This is a genomic window from Agrobacterium sp. 33MFTa1.1, from assembly GCF_004328495.1.
In the GTDB taxonomy this organism is placed as follows: domain Bacteria; phylum Pseudomonadota; class Alphaproteobacteria; order Rhizobiales; family Rhizobiaceae; genus Agrobacterium; species Agrobacterium pusense.
In genome coordinates, this window is record NZ_CP036358.1 from 1574500 (window position 1) to 1594623 (window position 20124).

The 20124-nt window shown below is 59.0% G+C and carries 22 protein-coding genes and 3 tRNA genes; 12 read left to right on the forward strand and 13 right to left on the reverse strand.

What is annotated here, in order from left to right; translation table 11 throughout:
• Nucleotides 1-113: 113 nt before the first annotated feature.
• Entirely contained in the window at nt 114-1289 is a 1176-nt protein-coding gene (gene tuf, locus EYD00_RS08085; RefSeq protein ID WP_004442617.1) for an elongation factor Tu, read from the reverse strand.
• 401 nt (nt 1290-1690) lie between these two features.
• On the opposite strand from tuf, the gene EYD00_RS08090 reads away from it, so the two are divergent.
• Entirely contained in the window at nt 1691-2323 is a 633-nt protein-coding gene (locus EYD00_RS08090) for a TerC family protein (RefSeq protein ID WP_004442646.1), read from the forward strand.
• A 456-nt stretch (nt 2324-2779) separates the two neighbouring features.
• Here the strand turns inward: EYD00_RS08090 and EYD00_RS08100 are convergent, their stop codons facing one another.
• Both EYD00_RS08100 and EYD00_RS08105 read right to left on the reverse strand, forming a co-directional pair.
• On the reverse strand, nt 2780-3148 hold the full coding sequence (locus tag EYD00_RS08100) for an MliC family protein (RefSeq protein WP_022556541.1): 369 nt from the start codon (nt 3146-3148) through the stop codon (nt 2780-2782).
• 498 nt (nt 3149-3646) lie between these two features.
• A complete protein-coding gene (locus EYD00_RS08105) occupies nt 3647-4096 on the reverse strand; it encodes a hypothetical protein (protein WP_004442652.1) in 450 nt (149 codons plus the stop codon).
• A gap of 264 nt (nt 4097-4360) precedes the next feature.
• Here EYD00_RS08105 and EYD00_RS08110 point away from each other — a divergent pair, with 264 nt between their 5' ends.
• Nucleotides 4361-4681, forward strand: coding sequence for a BA14K family protein (locus tag EYD00_RS08110; RefSeq protein ID WP_004442654.1), 321 nt, complete (start codon nt 4361-4363; stop codon nt 4679-4681).
• A gap of 133 nt (nt 4682-4814) precedes the next feature.
• Here EYD00_RS08110 and EYD00_RS08115 read toward each other — a convergent pair.
• Nucleotides 4815-4888: transfer RNA gene (locus tag EYD00_RS08115), tRNA-Gly, on the reverse strand.
• 25 nt (nt 4889-4913) lie between these two features.
• Nucleotides 4914-4998, reverse strand: a tRNA-Tyr gene (locus EYD00_RS08120).
• 209 nt (nt 4999-5207) lie between these two features.
• On the opposite strand from EYD00_RS08120, the gene EYD00_RS08125 reads away from it, so the two are divergent.
• From EYD00_RS08125 to EYD00_RS08135, 3 genes are all read left to right on the forward strand, one after another.
• Entirely contained in the window at nt 5208-6095 is an 888-nt protein-coding gene (locus EYD00_RS08125; protein WP_004442656.1) for a TrmH family RNA methyltransferase, read from the forward strand.
• Between the two features lie 76 nt (nt 6096-6171).
• Entirely contained in the window at nt 6172-6564 is a 393-nt protein-coding gene (locus EYD00_RS08130) for an acyl-CoA thioesterase (protein WP_004442658.1), read from the forward strand.
• Nucleotides 6565-6569: 5 nt separating this feature from the next.
• On the forward strand, nt 6570-7163 hold the full coding sequence (locus EYD00_RS08135; protein ID WP_004442661.1) for a hypothetical protein: 594 nt from the start codon (nt 6570-6572) through the stop codon (nt 7161-7163).
• A 65-nt stretch (nt 7164-7228) separates the two neighbouring features.
• Here EYD00_RS08135 and EYD00_RS08140 read toward each other — a convergent pair whose 3' ends face one another.
• Entirely contained in the window at nt 7229-7705 is a 477-nt protein-coding gene (locus EYD00_RS08140) for a nuclear transport factor 2 family protein (RefSeq protein ID WP_004442663.1), read from the reverse strand.
• A gap of 12 nt (nt 7706-7717) precedes the next feature.
• Entirely contained in the window at nt 7718-8329 is a 612-nt protein-coding gene (locus EYD00_RS08145) for an NAD(P)-dependent oxidoreductase (protein WP_004442665.1), read from the reverse strand.
• 145 nt (nt 8330-8474) lie between these two features.
• On the opposite strand from EYD00_RS08145, the gene EYD00_RS08150 reads away from it, so the two are divergent.
• Nucleotides 8475-8858 (forward strand): winged helix-turn-helix transcriptional regulator, encoded by a 384-nt coding sequence (locus tag EYD00_RS08150; RefSeq protein ID WP_004442667.1) that lies wholly within the window; start codon nt 8475-8477, stop codon nt 8856-8858.
• Nucleotides 8859-8897: 39 nt separating this feature from the next.
• Here EYD00_RS08150 and EYD00_RS08155 read toward each other — a convergent pair whose 3' ends face one another.
• Complete coding sequence (locus tag EYD00_RS08155) at nt 8898-9320, reverse strand: GNAT family N-acetyltransferase (RefSeq protein WP_081859515.1); 423 nt, start codon at nt 9318-9320, stop codon at nt 8898-8900.
• Nucleotides 9321-9422: 102 nt separating this feature from the next.
• On the reverse strand, nt 9423-9776 hold the full coding sequence (locus EYD00_RS08160; RefSeq protein WP_003507620.1) for a DMT family protein: 354 nt from the start codon (nt 9774-9776) through the stop codon (nt 9423-9425).
• 263 nt (nt 9777-10039) lie between these two features.
• Between EYD00_RS08160 and uvrB the strand changes: the two genes are divergently transcribed.
• Nucleotides 10040-13009: an excinuclease ABC subunit UvrB gene (gene uvrB, locus EYD00_RS08165; RefSeq protein ID WP_034498865.1), complete on the forward strand. Its 2970-nt coding sequence runs from the start codon at nt 10040-10042 to the stop codon at nt 13007-13009.
• A 90-nt stretch (nt 13010-13099) separates the two neighbouring features.
• Here the strand turns inward: uvrB and EYD00_RS08170 are convergent, their stop codons facing one another.
• Nucleotides 13100-13696 (reverse strand): hypothetical protein, encoded by a 597-nt coding sequence (locus EYD00_RS08170; RefSeq protein WP_004442676.1) that lies wholly within the window; start codon nt 13694-13696, stop codon nt 13100-13102.
• Nucleotides 13697-13877: 181 nt separating this feature from the next.
• Here EYD00_RS08170 and EYD00_RS08175 point away from each other — a divergent pair, with 181 nt between their 5' ends.
• Entirely contained in the window at nt 13878-14846 is a 969-nt protein-coding gene (locus EYD00_RS08175; RefSeq protein WP_004442678.1) for an alpha/beta hydrolase, read from the forward strand.
• 40 nt (nt 14847-14886) lie between these two features.
• Here EYD00_RS08175 and EYD00_RS08180 read toward each other — a convergent pair whose 3' ends face one another.
• A complete protein-coding gene (locus EYD00_RS08180; protein WP_004442680.1) occupies nt 14887-15306 on the reverse strand; it encodes a DUF1801 domain-containing protein in 420 nt (139 codons plus the stop codon).
• Nucleotides 15307-15446: 140 nt separating this feature from the next.
• Between EYD00_RS08180 and EYD00_RS08185 the strand changes: the two genes are divergently transcribed.
• Both EYD00_RS08185 and EYD00_RS08190 read left to right on the forward strand, forming a co-directional pair.
• Complete coding sequence (locus EYD00_RS08185) at nt 15447-15902, forward strand: PRC-barrel domain-containing protein (protein ID WP_004442682.1); 456 nt, start codon at nt 15447-15449, stop codon at nt 15900-15902.
• A 200-nt stretch (nt 15903-16102) separates the two neighbouring features.
• Nucleotides 16103-16669, forward strand: coding sequence for a DUF922 domain-containing Zn-dependent protease (locus EYD00_RS08190; RefSeq protein ID WP_210276986.1), 567 nt, complete (start codon nt 16103-16105; stop codon nt 16667-16669).
• A 7-nt stretch (nt 16670-16676) separates the two neighbouring features.
• Here EYD00_RS08190 and EYD00_RS08195 read toward each other — a convergent pair whose 3' ends face one another.
• Nucleotides 16677-17279, reverse strand: a complete 603-nt coding sequence (locus tag EYD00_RS08195) for a J domain-containing protein (protein WP_003522436.1) — start codon at nt 17277-17279, stop codon at nt 16677-16679.
• A 394-nt stretch (nt 17280-17673) separates the two neighbouring features.
• Here EYD00_RS08195 and EYD00_RS08200 point away from each other — a divergent pair, with 394 nt between their 5' ends.
• The gene (locus tag EYD00_RS08200; protein WP_004442686.1) at nt 17674-18027 is read left to right on the forward strand and encodes a nuclear transport factor 2 family protein; all 354 of its coding nucleotides are present in this window, start codon (nt 17674-17676) and stop codon (nt 18025-18027) included.
• 61 nt (nt 18028-18088) lie between these two features.
• On the opposite strand, the gene EYD00_RS08205 is transcribed toward EYD00_RS08200, so the two are convergent.
• Nucleotides 18089-18164: transfer RNA gene (locus tag EYD00_RS08205), tRNA-Thr, on the reverse strand.
• Between the two features lie 212 nt (nt 18165-18376).
• Here EYD00_RS08205 and EYD00_RS08210 point away from each other — a divergent pair.
• Complete coding sequence (locus tag EYD00_RS08210; RefSeq protein WP_004442688.1) at nt 18377-20116, forward strand: GGDEF domain-containing protein; 1740 nt, start codon at nt 18377-18379, stop codon at nt 20114-20116.
• The last annotated feature ends 8 nt before the right edge of the window (nt 20117-20124 follow it).

Below are 20124 nucleotides of genomic sequence, written 5' to 3' on the forward strand. Positions count from 1 at the left end.
GTAGCAGCCGGGACCGAGGAACGAAAGCTCCTATCCTCCAGGCGCGAGACACAAAACAAAAAACCCCGCTGTCTCCAGCGGGGTTTTTCGTCAAGCCTTTTCAGGCCTTAAGATTACTCGACGATCGAGGCAACGATGCCGGCGCCGACGGTACGGCCGCCTTCGCGGATAGCGAAGCGCAGCTTTTCTTCCATCGCGATCGGAACGATCAGCTCGACGTCAACGGTGACGTTGTCGCCAGGCATAACCATTTCCGTGCCTTCAGGAAGCGTCACGATGCCGGTCACGTCAGTCGTACGGAAGTAGAACTGCGGACGGTAGTTCGTGAAGAACGGCGTATGACGGCCGCCTTCTTCCTTCGTCAGGATGTAGGCTTCTGCCTTGAACTTCTTGTGCGGCTTTACCGAACCCGGCTTGCACAGGATCTGACCACGCTCGACGCCGTCACGGTTAACACCGCGAACCAGTGCACCGATGTTGTCGCCAGCCTGGCCCTGGTCGAGCAGCTTGCGGAACATTTCAACGCCGGTAACAGTCGTCTTCGAGGTCGGACGGATGCCGACGATTTCGACTTCTTCACCAACCTTGACGATACCGCGCTCAACGCGACCCGTCACAACCGTACCACGGCCCGAGATCGAGAACACGTCTTCGATCGGCATCAGGAACGGCTGGTCGATCGGACGCTCAGGCGTCGGGATGTAGGCGTCAACCGCAGCCATCAGCTCGCGGATCGCGTCTTCACCGATCTTCTTGTCGGAATCTTCAAGAGCAGCAAGCGCCGAACCCTTGATGATCGGAATATCGTCGCCCGGGAAGTCGTAGGACGACAGAAGTTCGCGAACTTCAAGCTCGACGAGCTCGAGAAGCTCGGCGTCGTCAACCTGGTCGACCTTGTTGAGGAACACGACGATGGCCGGAACGCCAACCTGACGGGCAAGCAGGATGTGCTCGCGCGTCTGCGGCATCGGGCCGTCAGCGGCGGAGCAAACCAGGATCGCGCCGTCCATCTGGGCAGCACCGGTGATCATGTTCTTCACGTAGTCGGCGTGGCCGGGGCAGTCAACGTGAGCGTAGTGACGGTTGGCCGTCTCGTACTCAACGTGTGCCGTCGAGATCGTGATACCACGAGCCTTCTCTTCAGGAGCCGCGTCGATCTGGTCATACGCCTTGAACTCGCCGAAGAACTTCGTGATTGCTGCCGTCAGCGACGTCTTGCCATGGTCAACGTGACCGATCGTGCCAATGTTGACGTGCGGCTTCGTCCGCTCAAACTTGCTCTTTGCCATGTGAATTGCTTCCTGTGAACGTGAAGTAGTTTCCCCGGCGAACCGGTTTGGTGTCGCCGTTTAAGGCTTTGTAAGCGAATGCGCAAGACTTAATTGTGAAAGCGCCTTCGCGCGCGCTCTAAGCGTGCCTTGTGGGGCGTATATGGTGTATGTTTTGCGACATTCAAACCCGCGCCGTGGCATCACACAGAGATACAGACGAGCCGCCTTTTCAGTCGCGCCGATCACTAATTAAGATATTTCCATCACAACTTCTTTACCTGGGGCGGCTCGATGGCTTAAGGACACTTCATCGCCGGGGGGGAGACGGGCGAGCGGAAACGGGCGCTGCCGCGCTACCATGCATGTCTCGACCGCCGCTTTTCCCCGCGCCGCCTCTCTATCCGTTTCAGGACCAGCCAATGGAAATCTTCACAGCCGCCGGTTTCACGGCATTCTTACAGGTCATTGCGATCGATCTCGTTCTGGCAGGCGACAACGCCATCGTCATCGGCCTTGCCGCCGCCGGTCTTCCCGCGCATCTCCGCCGCAAGGCGATCCTTGTCGGCATCATCGCCGCCACGGTTCTCCGCATCGGGTTTGCCGCCGTCACCGTACAGCTTCTTGCCATCGTCGGCCTGCAACTCTTTGGCGGCCTGCTGCTCGCCTGGGTCTGCTGGAAGATGTGGAGCGAACTGCGCGAAGCTTCGGGATCCATCGAGGACGAGGTGACGGATGAAGAGGCCGACCTGACCAAGGGCCACAAGACGTTCTTCCAGGCAGCAACCCAGATCGTCATCGCCGACGTCTCCATGTCGCTGGACAATGTGCTCGCCGTCGCCGGCGCCGCGCAGGAACATGTGACTGTTCTGGTCATCGGACTCATCGTCTCGATCGCGCTGATGGGACTTGCAGCCAACTTCGTCGCCAAGCTTTTGCACCGCTACCGCTGGATTTCCTATCTCGGCCTGATGGTCATCATCTACGTGGCGCTCAACATGCTGTATCACGGCACGCTCGAAGTCCTGCCCTACATTCAGGCCTATCTCGGCTGAGCCACCTGCAGAAACACACTTTCAAAAGGCCCGGAAGCCTCGCTTTCCGGGCCTTTTGCATGACGGGGGCCAGCTCACCGACCACCCGGCCTTTGCGTTGGTGGAACGAGCAGGGAATCAGCTGTCGCCTTCGCTGCAACATCCGGAGAAGATTGGGAAATCGTGATTTGTCGCCGGTGGATTCTGGCAATTGAGGTCAGCCACGGGCAAGCCTAGGGAGCTACTTATAAGTCATAATAATAAAAAGAAAGGTAGAGCTCCCAATGGCTTATGACTGGAGCGGCGGACGTACCCGTCGTCTTCGCCGAATGAAGCTTGGCGTCGTCGCCAGTTCTCTCATTCTGCTGGCGCTTGTAGCGTCGCTTGTTCTTGGCTGAGCATGCAGCCTGACACTGACCGGCGGCATGGCACGGTTTTCAAAACCGCCCTGCCGCCGCTCCATGAATATCATGGCGATCAGGTTTTTTTCTCTTCCACACAATGAACCGGCTGTTTCATGTCCGGATCCGCCATCACATCGTAGAGATCGGCTTCGTCTCCTTTGGACCACCAGACACGAGCGCCGCCCTGGTATTTTGCTCCGGAGCCTGAAACGACATTGGCGGCGACGATAACGCCGTCCTTCAAGCCCAGCCGAACAAGACTGATGTCGCCGGCGTTGTAATAAACCGCCTCCACCGTCTCGGCGCCGCACCGATAGACGGCATCGTTTTTTTCAACCGTCGTATCCCCGGGAAGCGGAATCACCAGATCCTCGGCAAGCGCGCTGGAGGCAGCCGGCAAGGACAGAGCGGCAAGATAGAGTGCTGCAACGGATTTCTTCATGATGGGCCTTCCTGGTTTGACCCCGTCATAAGGTCACGCCAGCAAAGCCAAATTGCGGCAGCTCCAGGAACCGCCGCCATATCCCCGATTCATTGCCGCTGGACGCGTGCATCATTGCAATCCACCCCAAGCGGGGGCTGGCTATCGAAACAGCCAGTAAACAATGCCGAGAATCACAGCCCACATCGCCAAGGATATGGCCAGAACTACGAGATAATTTCGAAACCGTCTGGTCATCCGCCCCCATCGCCGGACGGCCGTTGCTCGACAACCGTAACCGTTGAATTGCTGGATGCGGATAAACCGCAGGAATCAGCCTGTCTACCAAGAGGCTGAATCACAGGCTATTCGGATATTTTACCCGCCCGAAATGGGGTCGATGGACGGAGCAGGACGCACGGATCCGCCAGCGCGCGGGTCTTCGCCACCAGCGCTACACGCTTCATGCGATATCGCTCGGGACAGGGCGGCGGAAACCGACCGCCGCCCCTGCCCGCCTCAGCTCTTCAGCGCCGTGTTGCACAGGCTCCAGTAGCCGCCGCCCTTCTGGATCCATTTCAGATCGCCGAGCGTACCGTCATTCTTGTTCTTGTGATAGGAGTCGACACAGGTTTTCAGGCGGGCCTTTGCCGGCGTCTCGCTTGAATATTTCTTGTCAACAGCGCTCGGGAAAGCGACGCCCTTCGGAGCCTTGATCGTCGCTTTTTCGGGTTCCTTCTCGGTTGTGGCCGCGACCTGCTTGTCGTCGGCCGCATCTTCAGCCGCCGCCTCGCTGCCGCAGAACTTGGCGCGATAATCGTTCCACTTGATGTCCTTGGCGGACCCGTCAGCTTTCGCTGCCTGATATTTTACGCTGCACTCCTTCATGGTGAGTGCGGCAGCGGGGGAGACAAACGCCGCCGATGCCAGCAGCGCAAAGGATGAGAGAATGACAACCCTGTTCAACATTGAAGACTCCCGTTTGCATGATTGCCGGTCGACTATCTGACCGGATTTTCCGCTTGTCAACGAGCAGTGCGGCATGGATACAAAGTCTGGTTGAGCGAGCATAAATCCATCCTGCCGCGCCTTGGATTCCCCAATGAGGCCCGATCCGAACCCACGCTCTCCGATCAAGCCGAAGAATCACGTCTTCGTGTGGCGTCAAGCCTCCATCGGAACGAAATTCCTAAATTTTCGTTAGCATCCCGAACGAATAATGAGGATTTATCGATGTTGAGGATGCCGAAGACCATCTCCGCGCTCGCTCTTGGCGTCGCATTATCTGCCGCTTTTGTTATGCCCGCTGAGGCGTTGAGCCTCATACAGCCAGCCTATGAAACGCAGGCACAAAATTCGGGCCAGCGCGGTTATCCCGCATCCGCCTTTGCTGCGGGAACCGGGGAAGAAGCCACGCCTGACGGATACGCCCTGTCGCAGGCCGAAATAAATCACGTAAAATGGTGCGCGGCGCGTTACGCCTCCTATCACCCTACTGATAACAGCTACCTGGCGCCCGCAGGCACAAGAAGCCAGTGCCGTTCGCCTTATTGAGCGCGACTCGGAGCGGCATTCATGGCGTATAGGATAAACTAGAGCCCATCACCGCATCGGCTGAATGCTCACGGCACAACCCGGAGACGCGAAACACGTCCCGCAGCGATAAGGTGATTTACTGAGAGGAAGCTGGAGCGGGTAGCGGGAATCGAACCCGCGTATTCAGCTTGGAAGGCTGCTGCTCTACCATTGAGCTATACCCGCGGTGGCGATTTCGATCCGTGCAGAATGGTGGAGGGAGTTGGATTTGAACCAACGTAGGCGTAGCCAACGGATTTACAGTCCGTCCCCTTTAACCACTCGGGCATCCCTCCAGTTATCTGCGAGGATCAAGCGACCAAGCTCTTCAGATTTCGCTGCGGCGAAGCGCCGTTGCGTCGTCTGTGGCGCGTATATGACGGCCTCGTTCGTTTCTGTCAACACGCCCTTTCACGAATTTTCGGGAAAAAATTCAATCCCCTTCGCAGCCCTGTGGATTATCACGGGGGCTGGTGCGCGGCACGCCCCGGAGATATAAGGCGCCATGAGCAAAGACGATCCCAACAACAAATCCACCCGCGACACACATTACGCCAACCTGCGTCGTGCCGTGCGCGACGCGAAGCGCGAGCGTGGTGAAATTCCGACCCCGCAGCAGCCTAAGCGCCGGAACCGCGGCGCCGACGACTGGAAGCCGCCGCAACTTGCGCCCGACCAGGTGCACCTTTACGGCCTGCATACCGTACGCGCAGCCCTTGCCAATCCGGAGCGGCAGATCGTGAAGCTTTCGGTTACCCAGAATGCCTTTGCACGTCTCGATATCGGCGAGGCGGAGGCGCAGCCCTTCCCGGTCGAGATAGTATCCCCGCAGGATATCGACAGGGTTTTGGGGCCTGAGGCGATCCATCAGGGCGTGATGCTGGAGACCCGGCCGCTGCCGGTCAAGCGGCTGGGCGCCCTGAAGGATAGCCCACTCATTCTCGTGCTCGATCAGGTCACCGATCCGCACAATGTCGGCGCCATCATGCGCTCGGCAGTCGCCTTTAATGCGGGCGCCGTTATCACCACGATGCGCCATAGCCCGACCGAGTCGGGTGTGCTGGCGAAATCCGCCTCAGGCGCGCTGGAACTCATCCCCTATATTCAGATCACCAATCTCGCCGATGCGCTGGGTGAACTGCACAAGCTCGGCTTCTTCTCGGTCGGCCTCGATTCGGAGGGGCCCGCCCCGATTGAACGGACCTTCAGCGGCGAAAAAATCGCACTGGTGCTGGGCGCCGAAGGCAAGGGCCTGCGCCAGAAGACCCGCGAGACCGTCTCGGCGCTCGCCCGTCTCGATATGCCGGGAGCGATCAAATCGCTCAACGTGTCGAACGCGGCGGCCATCGCCCTTTACGCAACGCAGCAATTTCTGGGCAAAGCGTCGTCCTGACGCTTGCCCTTCCTTGCGAAATCACAAAGCGCATCGCATGCTGCGCCTTTGTCATTCGCACGGAGCACATCTCAACATGACCGACCAGACCATCAAACCGACCGGCGAGCTGACGCTCAGAACGCTCGCCATGCCGGCCGACGCCAATCCGGCCGGCGATATTTTCGGGGGCTGGGTCATGTCACAGATGGACTTGGCGAGCGGCATTCGTGCGGCAGAACGCTCTCGCTGTCGCGTGGTCACGGCGGCAGTCAAGGAAATGGCCTTTGAACTGCCGGTGAAGATCGGCGACACGCTGTCCATCTATACCGATATTGCCCGCGTCGGCCGCACCTCCATCACGCTGACGGTAGAGGCCTGGGCGCAGCGGTCGCGTTACGACAAGCTGGAAAAGGTAACCGCCGGCACCTTCATCATGGTGGCGATGGACGAAAACGGGCAACCGACGCCCATTCCTCCGGCGGAGTAGGAGCGATGGAGGCCGCCGTCAACGCCGCAGAAGCCTATTCGCACATCCGCGCGGTCATGGGCATGGTGGTCGGCCTCAGCCTCGCCCGATTGCTGACCGGCCTTGCAGGTTTCGTGCAGCATCCCAAAAAAGAACGGATTTATCCCCTGCACATCGGCTGGGTGGCGTTCCTGTTTCTGATGCTGGTGCATTTCTGGTGGTGGGAGCACCGGCTTTCTGCCACAGGCCATGTACTCGGCTTCGGCGCGTTCCTTTTCCTGATCCTGTTCTGCTCGCTGTTTTATTTCCTGTGCGTTCTGCTCTTTCCCACGGAGATGAAGGAGTACAAGGGATATGAGGATTATTTCCTTTCCCGCAAAAGCTGGTTCTTCGCCTTTCTAGCAGCGCTTTTCGTCACCGATGTCGGGGATACTTTGCTGAAAGGCCAGGACTATCTCGCCTCACTTGGTCCGGAATACCTTATACGCACCGCCATCTACGTCATTTTGTTCACGCTGGCGATCTTCATCGAGAACCGCCGTTTCCATCGGTTTCTCATCATCTTTGCGCTGATTTACCAGATCGCCTGGATTTTCCGTACTTACGATCTTCTGGCCTGAAGTTTACCCGTTCCGGCAAGCGGGCACGATCCCGGCGTGCCCGCCTGCCTCAAAAGTTCGTCGCCTCAGAACATCGTATTGTTGTTCGCCGCCGTCTCCGGCACGGGCTGGATTACATCCCAATGCTCGGTGATCTTGCCATCGGTCACCCGAAAAATATCGACGATGGCCCTGCCCCGGTCTCCGTCCTTTTCTGTTGAATGAATATGCAGATAGACAAGGTCGCCATCCGTGGCGCTTCTCACGATCCGCGCCTTGGACTGCGGGTTTTCCTTGAAGTGGCCGGTGAAGTAATCCACGAACGGTTTCTTGCCATCCGGCACCATGGGATTGTGCTGCTTGTAGCTGTCGACAATAACGGCAGCACCCTTTTCCACTTCGTGCTTGTTGAAGACGGTATCGTAAAACTCGATCACCAGCTTGCGATTGGCCTCTTCCCGGGCGAAATCCCGCCCGGCGGTTTCGGCCAGCACCGGAACGGCTGTCAATGCGGGCGCAAGAGCGAGAGCGGCGATGGCGAGACGACGTGTCATGACATTCATGGGTGATACCTCTCAATAACCGACGGTGAAGCGCTGGCGGGAATGCTGCGGCTTCTCGATTTCATCGACAAGCGCAATCGCGTAGTCTTCGAAGGAAATGCGGCTACCATCTTCATTGCTCAGAAGATTGTCCTTGCCGATGCGGAATTTGCCCGTTCTTTCACCCGGCACGAACTCGGCGGAAGGCGAAAGAAAGGTCCAGTCGAGCTGCGTTTCCTGTTTCAGCAAATCAAGAAACTCCGCACCCTTGGTGGCCTCGGCCTTGTAAGCGGCAGGAAAATCCGGCAGGTCGACGACACGCTGGCCGGGCGCGATTTCAAGACTGCCGGCGCCACCGACCACGAGGTAGCGTGGAACGCCGGAGGCACGCACGGCCTCGATCAGCGTCACCGGGTCGCTCGCCGTGAAATGCACCGAACTGATCACGGCATCGTGACCTGCAAGCAGTTTTGAAAGTCCGGTTTGATCGAAGACATCGCCTTTCTTTGCGACGACGTTCGGCAGGGCGGCAATCTTTTCGGGGCTGCGGGCAATGGCCGTAACATGATGCCCCCGGTCGGAAAGTTCCTTGAGAATACGGGACCCGGCATTGCCGGAAGCACCGATGAGCGCGATTTTAGCCATGGCTTCTTCCTTTTGTTGCTATTGTCGTTGGTCTAAATAATAGACCGAAAGAAAGAGCTATGGTATCGCGTCCTCGGCCGCAAGAAGTCAGCAGCCGGTGATCTGGTCACACGGCGATGACCTGCAAGGATATGGGGTAATCGAAATGTCGGATACGCAGACGAAAGAAATCTTCGACTTCGAGCAGCCCTGCCCCATTCGGGATGTGCTGGACCGCATCGGAGATCAATGGAGCCTTCTGGTTCTCGAAGCGCTGCAGGGCGGCGTGCTGCGCTTCAACGAGTTGAACCGCAGGATTGACGACATTTCCAAGCAGATGTTGTCCCGTACGCTGAAGCGGCTGGAGGAGGATGGATTCATCCGGCGCACGCTTTATGCCGAGGTGCCGCCGCGCGTGGAGTATGAGCTGACAGGTCTTGGCCGCTCGTTTCTGGTACCGATGCAATTGCTGGTCCAATGGGCCGACGAAAACCACGTCCGCATCTGCAAGGCCCGCCTGCAATATTCCGAAAACGACAATCGCAGCTGACCATCAGAGCAATACCTGACCGGCAGCGGCACGCCGCATCTAGTCCAGTCGGTAAACCTTGCAGACCAACCCTTCCGGCTGGCGGTAGGTCATGAAGCCCATGGCATCATAATAACTCTGCCCGAGCGCATTGTCCGCGCCGATGCTGGCGTCGATATTCTTGAGGCCCCGCGCCTCCGCCGCCCTGCGCGTCGCGGCGAAGAGGGCGGATCCAACGCCTCTTCGCGCCGCCTGCGGACTGACATGGGTGCCGATGATGCCCCACCCTTCCGCCACGCCATAGGGATTGTCCGCCCGTGCATAACGCAGCGACTGGAAGCCCAGGATATGCCCGTCTTCATCCTCCGCGACCGAACACTCGATACGGTCGGCGTGCTGGATGTAATTCTCCAGCACCGCCGCGACGTCCGTCGGCGCTTTTCGAAGGCCGGCCGCGAATATCTCGTTTTGAACCGCTGCCATTCCCTTTGCATCGTCAAGTCTCGCAGGCCGTATTTTCATCGATACATCACCTCTTGTCCGTTGCGATGGTTCTGGGCAGGCAAAGCGCGGGTCTCCTCCTATTCAGGACCGGAAAATGAAGGAAGCACCGAAAGCGATCAGCGCAAAGCCGATGACATGGTTGATGGTGATGCTTTCCTTCAGCCAGAAGATCGAAAACAGCGCGAAGACCGCGAGCGTGATGACCTCCTGAATGGTCTTGAGCTGCGCGGTGGAGTAAACCTCCGACCCGATGCGGTTCGCGGGAACGGCGAGCACATACTCGAAAAAGGCGATGCCCCAGCTGGCGACAATCGCCAGAAAGAGCGCGCTGCCCTTGTGCTTGAGGTGGCCGTACCAGGCGAAGGTCATGAAAACATTGGAGGCGATGAGCATCAGGACAGGCCAGATGTGGGCAGGGCTGATTGAGAACGGCATGATGGGTCCTGGAAAAAGAGGGATGTTGAAAATGCAGCGGAAGAAGGCAGTCTGAGGGGATCCCTCATCCCGCCGTAATGGATTTGCTCTAGCGCATCCGACCGAAAACCGGAATCGATTTCTACGGATCGCGGCAAGGCCGTGTTCAGCCGCTACGCAACGCATCCGGCGGAATTTTGTTCCGCATGCTCCGTTTCCTTTTTGTACTCATTTTTTCACTGTCTCCCCTTCCCTTTGCGCGTGACTCTCTCCATATTTCGCCCATGGCCAGATCACAGAAAAACTCCACCTCCTCGCCCTCGGGCTTCGAGGAAGCTCCGCAATCGTCATTCGAAGGCGCGCCGCTCGGCGGCAGCGTTGCCGATTGGGTCAAGCAACTTGAGGCGGAAGCGGAAGCATCCTCCGTGGAGACCCAGCGCGAAATCGCTTCGAAGGCGGGCAAGCACCGCAAGAAGATCGAAATAGAAGCGCGCAAGGAAGCGGAAAAAGCCGCCACAAAGACGGCGAAAAAGACCACCGCGTCAAAAACGGCACGCGGCGTTTCGATCGGCGCGTCGAGCGATCCGAAAACGCGCGCCGCCGCGGGTCTCAATCCTGTGGCAGGGCTCGATGTCTCCTTGGAGGATGCCCAGTCCCTGGCACCGGGCGCGGTGACGGCGACGGTGGACGCGCTTTCCAAACTGATTGAAAGCGGCAACCCGCTCTTCAAGGATGGCAAGCTGTGGACACCCCACAGGCCGGCCCGTCCGCCGAAATCGGAAGGCGGCATCGCCATCGAGATGGTGACGGACTACAAGCCATCCGGCGATCAACCGACCGCCATTGCCGATCTCGTCGAAGGCCTCAATTCCGGCGACCGCTCGCAGGTGCTGCTCGGCGTCACCGGCTCCGGCAAGACCTTCACCATGGCCAAGGTGATCGAGGCCACACAGCGTCCGGCCGTTATTCTGGCGCCCAACAAGACGCTGGCGGCCCAGCTCTATTCCGAATTCAAAAACTTCTTTCCAAACAATGCGGTGGAGTATTTCGTTTCCTATTACGATTATTACCAGCCGGAAGCCTATGTGCCGCGTTCCGACACCTATATCGAGAAGGAATCGTCGATCAACGAGCAGATCGACCGTATGCGCCACGCCGCAACCCGCGCCATTCTCGAACGTGACGACTGTATCATCGTCGCTTCGGTTTCCTGTATCTATGGTATCGGTTCGGTCGAGACCTATACGGCCATGACCTTCCAGATGCAGGTGGGCGACAAGCTGGAGCAACGCCAGCTTCTTGCCGACCTCGTGGCCCAGCAATACAAGCGGCAGGACATCAACTTCGTGCGCGGCTCCTTCCGCGTGCGCGGTGATACGATCGAAATCTTCCCCGCCCACCTTGAAGATGCGGCCTGGCGCATTTCCATGTGGGGTGACGAGATTGAATCCATCACCGAATTCGACCCGCTGACCGGCCATAAGACCGGCGACCTGCAATCGGTGAAGATTTACGCCAATTCGCACTATGTGACACCGCGCCCGACGCTGAACGGCGCGATCAAGTCGATCAAGGAAGAGCTGAAGCTGCGCCTCGCCGAGCTTGAAAAAGCCGGCCGCCTGCTGGAAGCCCAGCGTCTGGAACAGCGCACGCGCTACGATGTCGAGATGCTGGAGGCCACGGGCTCCTGCGCCGGCATCGAAAACTATTCACGCTATCTCACCGGCCGCAATCCGGGCGAGCCGCCGCCGACCCTGTTCGAGTATATTCCCGACAACGCGCTGATCTTCATCGACGAAAGCCACGTCACCGTTCCTCAGATCGGCGGCATGTATCGCGGCGACTTCCGCCGCAAGGCAACGCTGGCCGAATATGGCTTCCGCCTGCCCTCGTGCATGGACAACCGTCCCCTGCGCTTCGAGGAATGGGACGCCATGCGCCCGCAGACCATTTCCGTCTCCGCCACCCCCGGAGGCTGGGAAATGGAGCAATCCGGCGGCGTTTTTGCCGAACAGGTCATCCGTCCGACCGGCCTCATCGATCCTCCGGTCGAAGTCCGCTCCGCCCGCACCCAGGTGGACGATGTTCTCGGCGAAATCCGCGAGACCGCCGCCAAGGGCTACCGCACGCTCTGCACCGTGCTGACCAAGCGGATGGCCGAAGACCTCACCGAATATCTGCATGAACAGGGTGTCCGCGTTCGTTACATGCACTCCGATATCGACACGCTGGAGCGCATCGAGATCATCCGCGACCTGCGGCTCGGCGCTTTCGACGTGCTCGTCGGCATCAACCTGCTGCGCGAGGGTCTCGATATTCCGGAATGTGGTTTCGTAGCCATCCTCGACGCAGACAAGGAAGGCTTCCTGCGCTCGGAGACCTCGCTGATCCAGACCATCGGCCGCGCCGCGCGTAACGTCGATGGCAAGGTCATCCTTTATGCCGACAATATCACCGGTTCGATGAAGCGGGCGATGGAGGAAACCTCCCGCCGCCGTGAAAAGCAGATGGCCTATAACCAGGAACATGGCATCACGCCGGAATCGGTCAAGGCGAGGATCTCCGACATTCTTGATTCCGTGTATGAACGCGACCACGTAAGAGCCGATATTTCAGGCGTTTCCGGCAAGGGCTTCGCCGATGGCGGTCATCTGGTCGGCAACAATCTCCAGGCCCATCTCAACGCGCTGGAAAAATCCATGCGCGACGCCGCAGCGGACCTCGACTTTGAAAAGGCAGCCCGTCTGCGCGACGAAATCAAACGCCTCAAGGCAGCCGAACTTGCCACCATGGACGACCCCATGGCCAAGGAAGAAGCACGTGCGGTCGAAGGCGGCGGGAAAAACAACAGACGGAGCCACTTGTCGATTTCCTCCCCTGAGGGGGAGACAGCCGGCAGGGCAGACGGGGATGCCGCTTCCACGAACGAAAGCGGGAAGTCTCTCTTCGCCAAACCTTCGCTGGACGAGATGGGTCCGGGCTCCGACGCAGGAAAACCGCTTTTCCGCAAGAACACGCTGGACGAGATGACCGTGGGTCGGACCGAAAAGCCCGTGAGGGGCGCGGTGCCCGATAAGCCCGCGACCGAACCCGGCAAGAGGTTCTCCCCGCTGCTGGAAGGCCAGCCCGAACGCGCCGCAGACGATCTGCGGCCGCTGGTCCGTGGTAAGATCGGCGCCGGTTCCTATGAAGATGCCGGAGAGCAGAAGCGCAAAAGCAGGACCAAGGGCAAGACTGGCCGTCCGGGCCGCTGATGCGCTCTGTGCAAGGCCCGCCTAACATGAACAGCGGCTAAGGCACCCATCGTTCATGTCAGCGCCGTCTGCGCACGCCGGCGGCGCCTGTCAGCCTTCACAAGGTGTGATCAGCGACTTGACCGCGGTTGCCCCGAACAGCTTGACCAGATCCGCATCAAGCGATGTGGGAATATAGTCTTCGTTTTCCGCCGGTTTCATATAGATCGAGGAATAGATCGGGCCAGCGGGAAACGTGCCTTTGAAGCAGGCTTTCACGATCTTGATCTCGGTGCTGCCTCTGATACGTGGACCCTGAGCGCGGGAACGGCGCACCCGCTCCTGTAGCTCCGCGAGCCTTCCGACGTCTTCGGGCTTTACCCGCCATACGCTTGCCAACATACCATCCCGTTTTTCCGGCCGGAATTTAGCGAGCGCAGCCGCATCCGTATCCGCCACCAGCGCGTAGGTCGCAACGGTTTCTTCGGCTGCGCCGTCTGTCCTGCTCCGGGTGATCATCACGGCGTCACCGGACCGGAGGGAAAGATTGGCTGGCAGTTGCAATCCGACCCGCACATGCTCGAAATCCATCGTCAGAAAATCCTGCCGCATCAGCTTGGGAATGCTGGAAATCGGTACGGTCATGCAACCGGCGAGGAACAGTAGAAAAACAGACAGGCAGGCAAAACGCGATAATGGCAATGTCATCCTATTGGAACCTGAAAAAAGCAGCTTAATGAAGTGGGCTTGTCAAACCACGTTTGCGGCGTCGCAATCGCCAGACCGCGCGTAAACTTGCGCGGACAACATTGCCGTAACATTATGAAATCAGGAACGCGTAGGCCCGGGGAACGTTGATGGTTTTCGGGAATGATGACAGGAGACCCATATGTATCGAAAAAAACTTATGGCCTTCTGTCTGTTCATGTCGTCCGGTTCAGCCTTCGCCGGCCATATCGAAGACGCCACCTTTCACAGCGCCGCCCTGAACGCGCCGCTCCCTGTCAATATCTATCGCCCCGAAGGTCCGCCGCCCGAAAACGGCTGGCCTGTACTTTACCTCCTGCACGGCCATGACGGCGACCAGAACAGCTGGCGCGATCTCGGCAATATCGAAAAGACGCTCGACACGCTCATCGAGGCTGGCGCCATCCGCCCTCTGGTTGTCGTGATGCCCGGCGTGAAAAACAGCTGGTATGTGGATTCTGCCGCCGTCGGCGGTCCCGGCGATTACGAGACCGCCCTCACCGGCGATCTACGCCACCAGATCGAAAAAACGCTGCCAGTGCGAAAAGATCGCCAAGGCCGCGCCATTGCCGGCCTTTCCATGGGCGGTTTCGGCTCCCTGCATCTCGCCTACGGCCACGAGGACCTCTATGGCGCCGTCGCCAGCCTGTCCGGCGCCATCTGGCAAAACGTGCCCGCCTCCGATCTCGACAAGACACCCGCCGAACTCAAGCTCATTCAGGACAGCGCCTTTTTCCACCGCGTCGACCGCACCACCGTCACCAGCGGCATCGTGCTTCCCTCAACCGGTGATCATTTCTCCGGCGCCTTCGGCACCCCTTTCGATGCACGTCTCTTTAACGAAAAGAATGTCTTCACCCTCGTCGCACAGCATGTCGCAGAAAGTCAGGATCTCCCCGCCACCTATTTGACTGTGGGAGATGACGATGGCTTCTTCCTCTGGCGCGGTGCCATTGCCCTGCATGAGACCCTGCAGGCGGACAACCGCAAATCCGAACTGCGGGTGACGGATGGCGACCACGTCTGGTCCGTGTGGAAGGTTTCGATCATCGATGCGCTGAAATTCATCGACGGAGAGTGGGACAAGACAGCGGATGCCAACCGTGATTAAATCATGATCTGTCGTTCTTTGCCGGTGACACCGGCCGGCCTTATCCCCGCTTCTTTCCGCTTTTTCCCGCCACGTTCAACGCCACCGCAGCGCGGATCAGCGCTGCCAGCGCCTCCTCATCAACGACATCGCCCTCGTGAAAATCGATGGCGCGCCGCGTGTTGCCCTCAAGGCTCGAATTGAACAGGCCTGACGGGTCCTCCAGAGAGGCGCCCTTCGCAAAAGTCATCTTCACCGCGCTTTTATAGGTTTCGCCGGTGCACAGAATGCCCGCATGCGACCAGACCGGAACGCCGCGCCACTTCACCTCTTCCACCACTTCCGGATCGGCCTTCTGGATCACCGCGCGAACACGCGCGAGCGTCTCGCCGCGCCAGTCGCCCAGCTCCGCGATCTTCCGGTCGATGAAGTCTGATGGTGCGGTCTGCTCTGCATCTTCAGTCACCGTGTTTTTCGCCATGACATCCTCCCGATTTCGACGCACGCCTGTTTCTTTTTCACCATAGACCAAATTTTCCTGTCGTCCCATGAGGAACCAAATCCGCTCTTTGCCGTTTCTTCCCCGAACGCAATGTTCAGCATAAAAAGGGAAGAAACATCATGAAAATCAATGTCATCGCTCTCGCTGCCGCAGCAGCGCTCTCCTCTTCCGTGGCATTTGCCCAGACGGCTGCCACGGCTCCTGCTGCCGGCGCGGATGCGACCTTGTCGGGCCCCGGCATTACCATGGGTACGAAGGCAACCGGCCCGCTGAAGTTCGTCAACGTCCAGAAGACCGATCTCACCGCTTCCCAGCTTGATGGCATGGATATCTATAACGCCCAGAATGAAAACATCGGCGAAATCGAAGACGTCGTGATCGGCGATGGCAAGGCGGTGATCGGCCTCGTGGCCAGCGTCGGCGGCTTCCTGGGCATCGACAAGAGCTACGTGGTGCTCGATCCGGCGTCCGTGGCCGTTCATAATGACAACGGCACATGGAAGGCCTTTGTCGATACCACCAAGGATGCACTGCAGAACGCTCCGAAGCTCGATTACGACAAGCTGGACGACTGATTACCCCTGCAGTCGAGGCTTGTCCCCCCGCGCTCCGGCGCGGGGGTTTTCATGCGTGGAAGTCTGAACATCAGGCAGCATTCCCACCGCCCGCACCCTTGCCTCACTGCCCGCCTCTCGCCTATCTTCGGCGCGCAACCTGCAAGGATCGATGCGTGCCCGTCAACAGCCTCCCCAAATTCACCGTCAGCGCCGCAATCATGTTGCTGAGCGCTCTTCCGCTATCAGCACAGTCCACCGGCTGGAAACCCGCCGAGCAGATAAAGACCTATGCCGTCAGCGGCAATACGGGCGGTGCGCTTTATCAGTCCATCGGCGAGCGCGGCCCGACTGCGGGCGTGCAGGCCATTGCCCACACCACCTTCAAGCTGACGTGGCGGAGAGACTACCGACCGCAGCCCGACGGTGCCTGTGTGCTGGCCAGTGCCAGACCCAATCTCAACATCATCTACACCTGGCCAAAGGCGCCTGCCCATCTGCCGGCCGCCGTCGCCGCCAGCTGGAAGACCTTCATTTCCGGGGTGGAAACCCATGAGCGAGTTCATGGCGAGCACATTCTCGATATGGTGAGAAAGATCGAAGCCTTCAGCACCGGGCTACGGGCGGAAGACGATCCCAAATGCCAGAAGGTGCGCGCTGTTCTGCAGCAAAGGTTAGGTGAGCTTTCCAACGAGCAGCGCCAACGCGGCCGAGATTTCGACCGGGATGAACTGTCCCCGGGCGGGCGGGTTCACCAGCTCATACTCGCCCTCGTCAACGGCCCATGACAGGCAGTTACTCCGCCGCCTCGCCCTTCAGCAACGGCTCGGCGAGCGTCACGCTCTCCAGCTCGTAGGAATAGCCCTCGAGCATGGTATAGGCCTGTTCTATCGCCTCGATCTGCGCCTCCGCGTTGCGTATGGCTTCGGCTATGGACTGGCTTCGGGCGCGGAGCATCGAACTCAGCACATCGGTTTCCGGCTTCCGTCCGAGACGGTCCATATGTTTACGCACCCGGGTACGGTGCCGTTCGAGTTCCAGAATATGGAAGCGGCTTTTCAGAATATCATCGGTCAGCTTCCGGCGCATGGCAGCCACGGGATCAAAACTGCCGGGTTCCCGCTCATCCAGAATGAATTCATTGACCAGCGTTTCCAGCATCAGCAGGCCCTTGAGATCCTTGGCATCGGCAAGCTGCGGATCGTAACCCGTGTCATCGAAGACCTTGCGGCGCACGGGATCCTTCAGAAGTTCATAGGCTGTCTGCAGGCGCGCGAACTGCTCGGCATCGCCACCGCTGTCGGGATGGGCAGCCTTCGCAACCTTGCGGTAGGCCGACTTGATCGCCGCCTCGTCGGCATCCCGCTCCACGCCAAGCAAAACATAGGGATCAATCACAAAAACACCTTCAAACGCAAACTGTTACCCGCACGCTGCTACCACTCTCAACCGGTCAGCAACCGGATCATAGGCCAAATCCGCCCCGTGCGGCACCCCGCGACGGCGCTTAAACCGGCAGAACACGAATTTACGCGCTCCCGCACGAGAGGGTCTCTCTGGCGAAAAAGCCCTTGATGCCGAAATTTGTCGGACCCAAGGCGACTATAACGACAGCCGGGACAAAATTGTGGACAGTGGCAGCAAAACGTCGACCGGCATCGGAACCGCCTCCAGCACGGGCCGCCACGAGAGATCGTCACGTGCCCCGAACAAGCGCATTTTCAGGAGGTTATGGTGGAATGTCGCCAAGGGGTGTAAGCTCCCCTTTTGGATCCGAGGGAGGGACGATCCGATGCCGCAAACCATTACCCAGACCGTGACGGATTATGTGCACGCCATGGCCTATGCGGATGAAGGCCTGATGCGCGATGTTTTTGACCCGCGCGCCAGCATCGTCGGCACATTCGAAGGCGCGACTGAATGGCTGTCTCTGGAGGATTTTGTCGATCAGGTCCGCAAAACCGAACGCGGCCTTCCCGATCACGACCCCGCCTTCGAAATCCTCGGCATCGACAAGGAGGGAGACAGCGCCTCGGTAAAGCTGACAACCCGGTTCGACGGTATGGATTTTTACGAATATCTGTCCCTGCTGGAGCACGACGGCAACTGGACGATCGTGCACAAGCTCTATCACATAAAGCCATAGCCGCTGCACGAACATCAGTCGTGCAGTGCGTATGAAAGACAGGCCAAATCCTTGAAAATACTGGTGCCCCCGGCAGGGTTCGAACCCGCGACCCCCTGATTACAAATCAGGTGCTCTACCAACTGAGCTACAAGGGCATTCCAGTGCCTTGCCAACTATCAGATTCTGACCGGGTGTAAAGCGAAAACTGATCGCGCAGCACGGGCGGCGCGCTTTTCCACACCATGCCCGCAGGCTTGGCGGCAGGATCGTCAAGACGGCAAAAGCGCAGCAATATAAGCGAAGTATTTACGCGGCGCAGCTAAAATGGTGATGAATTATACCCGATTGAGTGAGAACAACGCATCAAATGCGCGCAAGCATACAGAAAATTCAGCTAACGGGCACGATCGTCATCGCCGCGAGCTCCATCCTGCTGGCCACACTTGCCGCGCTGCCAAGCGTTTCCAACTATCTGCGTTACCGCACCAACGCGGCGCAGCTCACCCGCTTCGAAACCGCTCTCCAGTCCGCATGGCTGGTTTCGGCAGAGCGCGGCCCCGCGAACAATGTGATGGGCGCATCCACCGCTGAACAGGATCTGGTTGCAGCTCTCGCTGCCGCGCGCAAGGCAACGGACGACAAGCTGTCGGAACTGGAAGCTTCCTTCGCCGACGACATCAGGACCCAGCCGGAGCTGGCGAAATCACTGGCCGAGACCCGCGAGAAACTCGCGCAGTCCCGCAACGCGGTAGATCAGGTAGCTGCCCTGCCACTGTCAGCACGCAGCCACACGGCCATGTCGGGCGCCATATCATCGATGTTCAAGGCCGCCGACAGTGTCAATCTGCTGCGTGGCAAGGCAGCGCGTGCCATCATCAAGGTGACGCCCGATGTGGCGATAGACATCGCGATGACGGGCACCGCCGGTGTCATGCGGGACAGGATCGGCCGCCTCGGCTCCTATGTGATCATGGGGCTGCGGGCGAACAGACAGGAAAAGCTGGGTTATCGCGCCAAGTTCGATGCGGAGATGCAGAGCCTGCTATCACTGAAGGCATCGTTGACCAACTACACCGCCGCCTATCTTTCCACGCCGCGACTGGACAGGGCGTTCCGCGATCTCGAAACCTATTATTTCGGACAGGCGCTGCGCTACGCGCAGAATACGATCGTGATCGCCATGCCGTCCGCCCAGCCGAGCGTGCTTGAATTTTCCAGGAACTATATTTCGGGGATGCGTTCATCCGATACGTTGCGCGATCTCATTCTGGCCGAGACACGCGCGCGACTCGAAAAGAAGCAGCAGGAAGCCCTGATCTACGGCGCCACCTCGCTTTTTCTCGCAGGTATTGCGGTTCTGGTCCTGCTGCGGCTCACATCTGTCTACAAAACAGCGCTGTTCCGGCCCATGCAATCCGTTCAGGCACAGATTGCGGCCATCGCCGCGGGCGATCTTTCAGAGGCGCAGCATGAGGACAGGGTTGCCCCGGAGGTGAAGAAGATGTTCCAGGAACTCGACTTCCTGCGGGAGCAGCTTCGCCAGAAGGGCGAAATGGAGAACCAGCAGCGCGCGCTGGCCGAACAGTTACGCGCACTTTCCGAGACGGATGCGCTGACGGGCGTGTTCAACCGACGGGCGCTCGAAAAGGCCGTTCGTTCCCTGTTGACGGGCGAGGACCAGTGTCAGTCGCTCGGCGTGATGATCGTCGACATCGACCATTTCAAATCGATCAATGACCGTTATGGCCATGCCATGGGTGACATTGCACTTCAAAAGACCGCGGCTTTGTTGCGGGGCGCATTGCGCAAGAACGACATTCTTGCCCGCTATGGCGGCGAAGAATTCGTCGTGGTGCTGCAGGATGTCAGCCATGCCACGGCAACGGCAACGGCCGACCGCCTCCGCCGCCTGATCGAAGCTCAGATCGTGGATGAACAAAGTGGATTGTCGCTGACGGCGAGCTTTGGCGTCGTCTGGCAGGAAGCGCGGGCGGTCAACAGCTGGGACGAGTTGATCGCGATTGCCGATGACCGGCTTTATGAAGCCAAGCGCGCAGGTCGCAACCGGGTCTGGGCCACCTATTTCCCGAAAGCCGCCAACGGTTAGAAGCCACC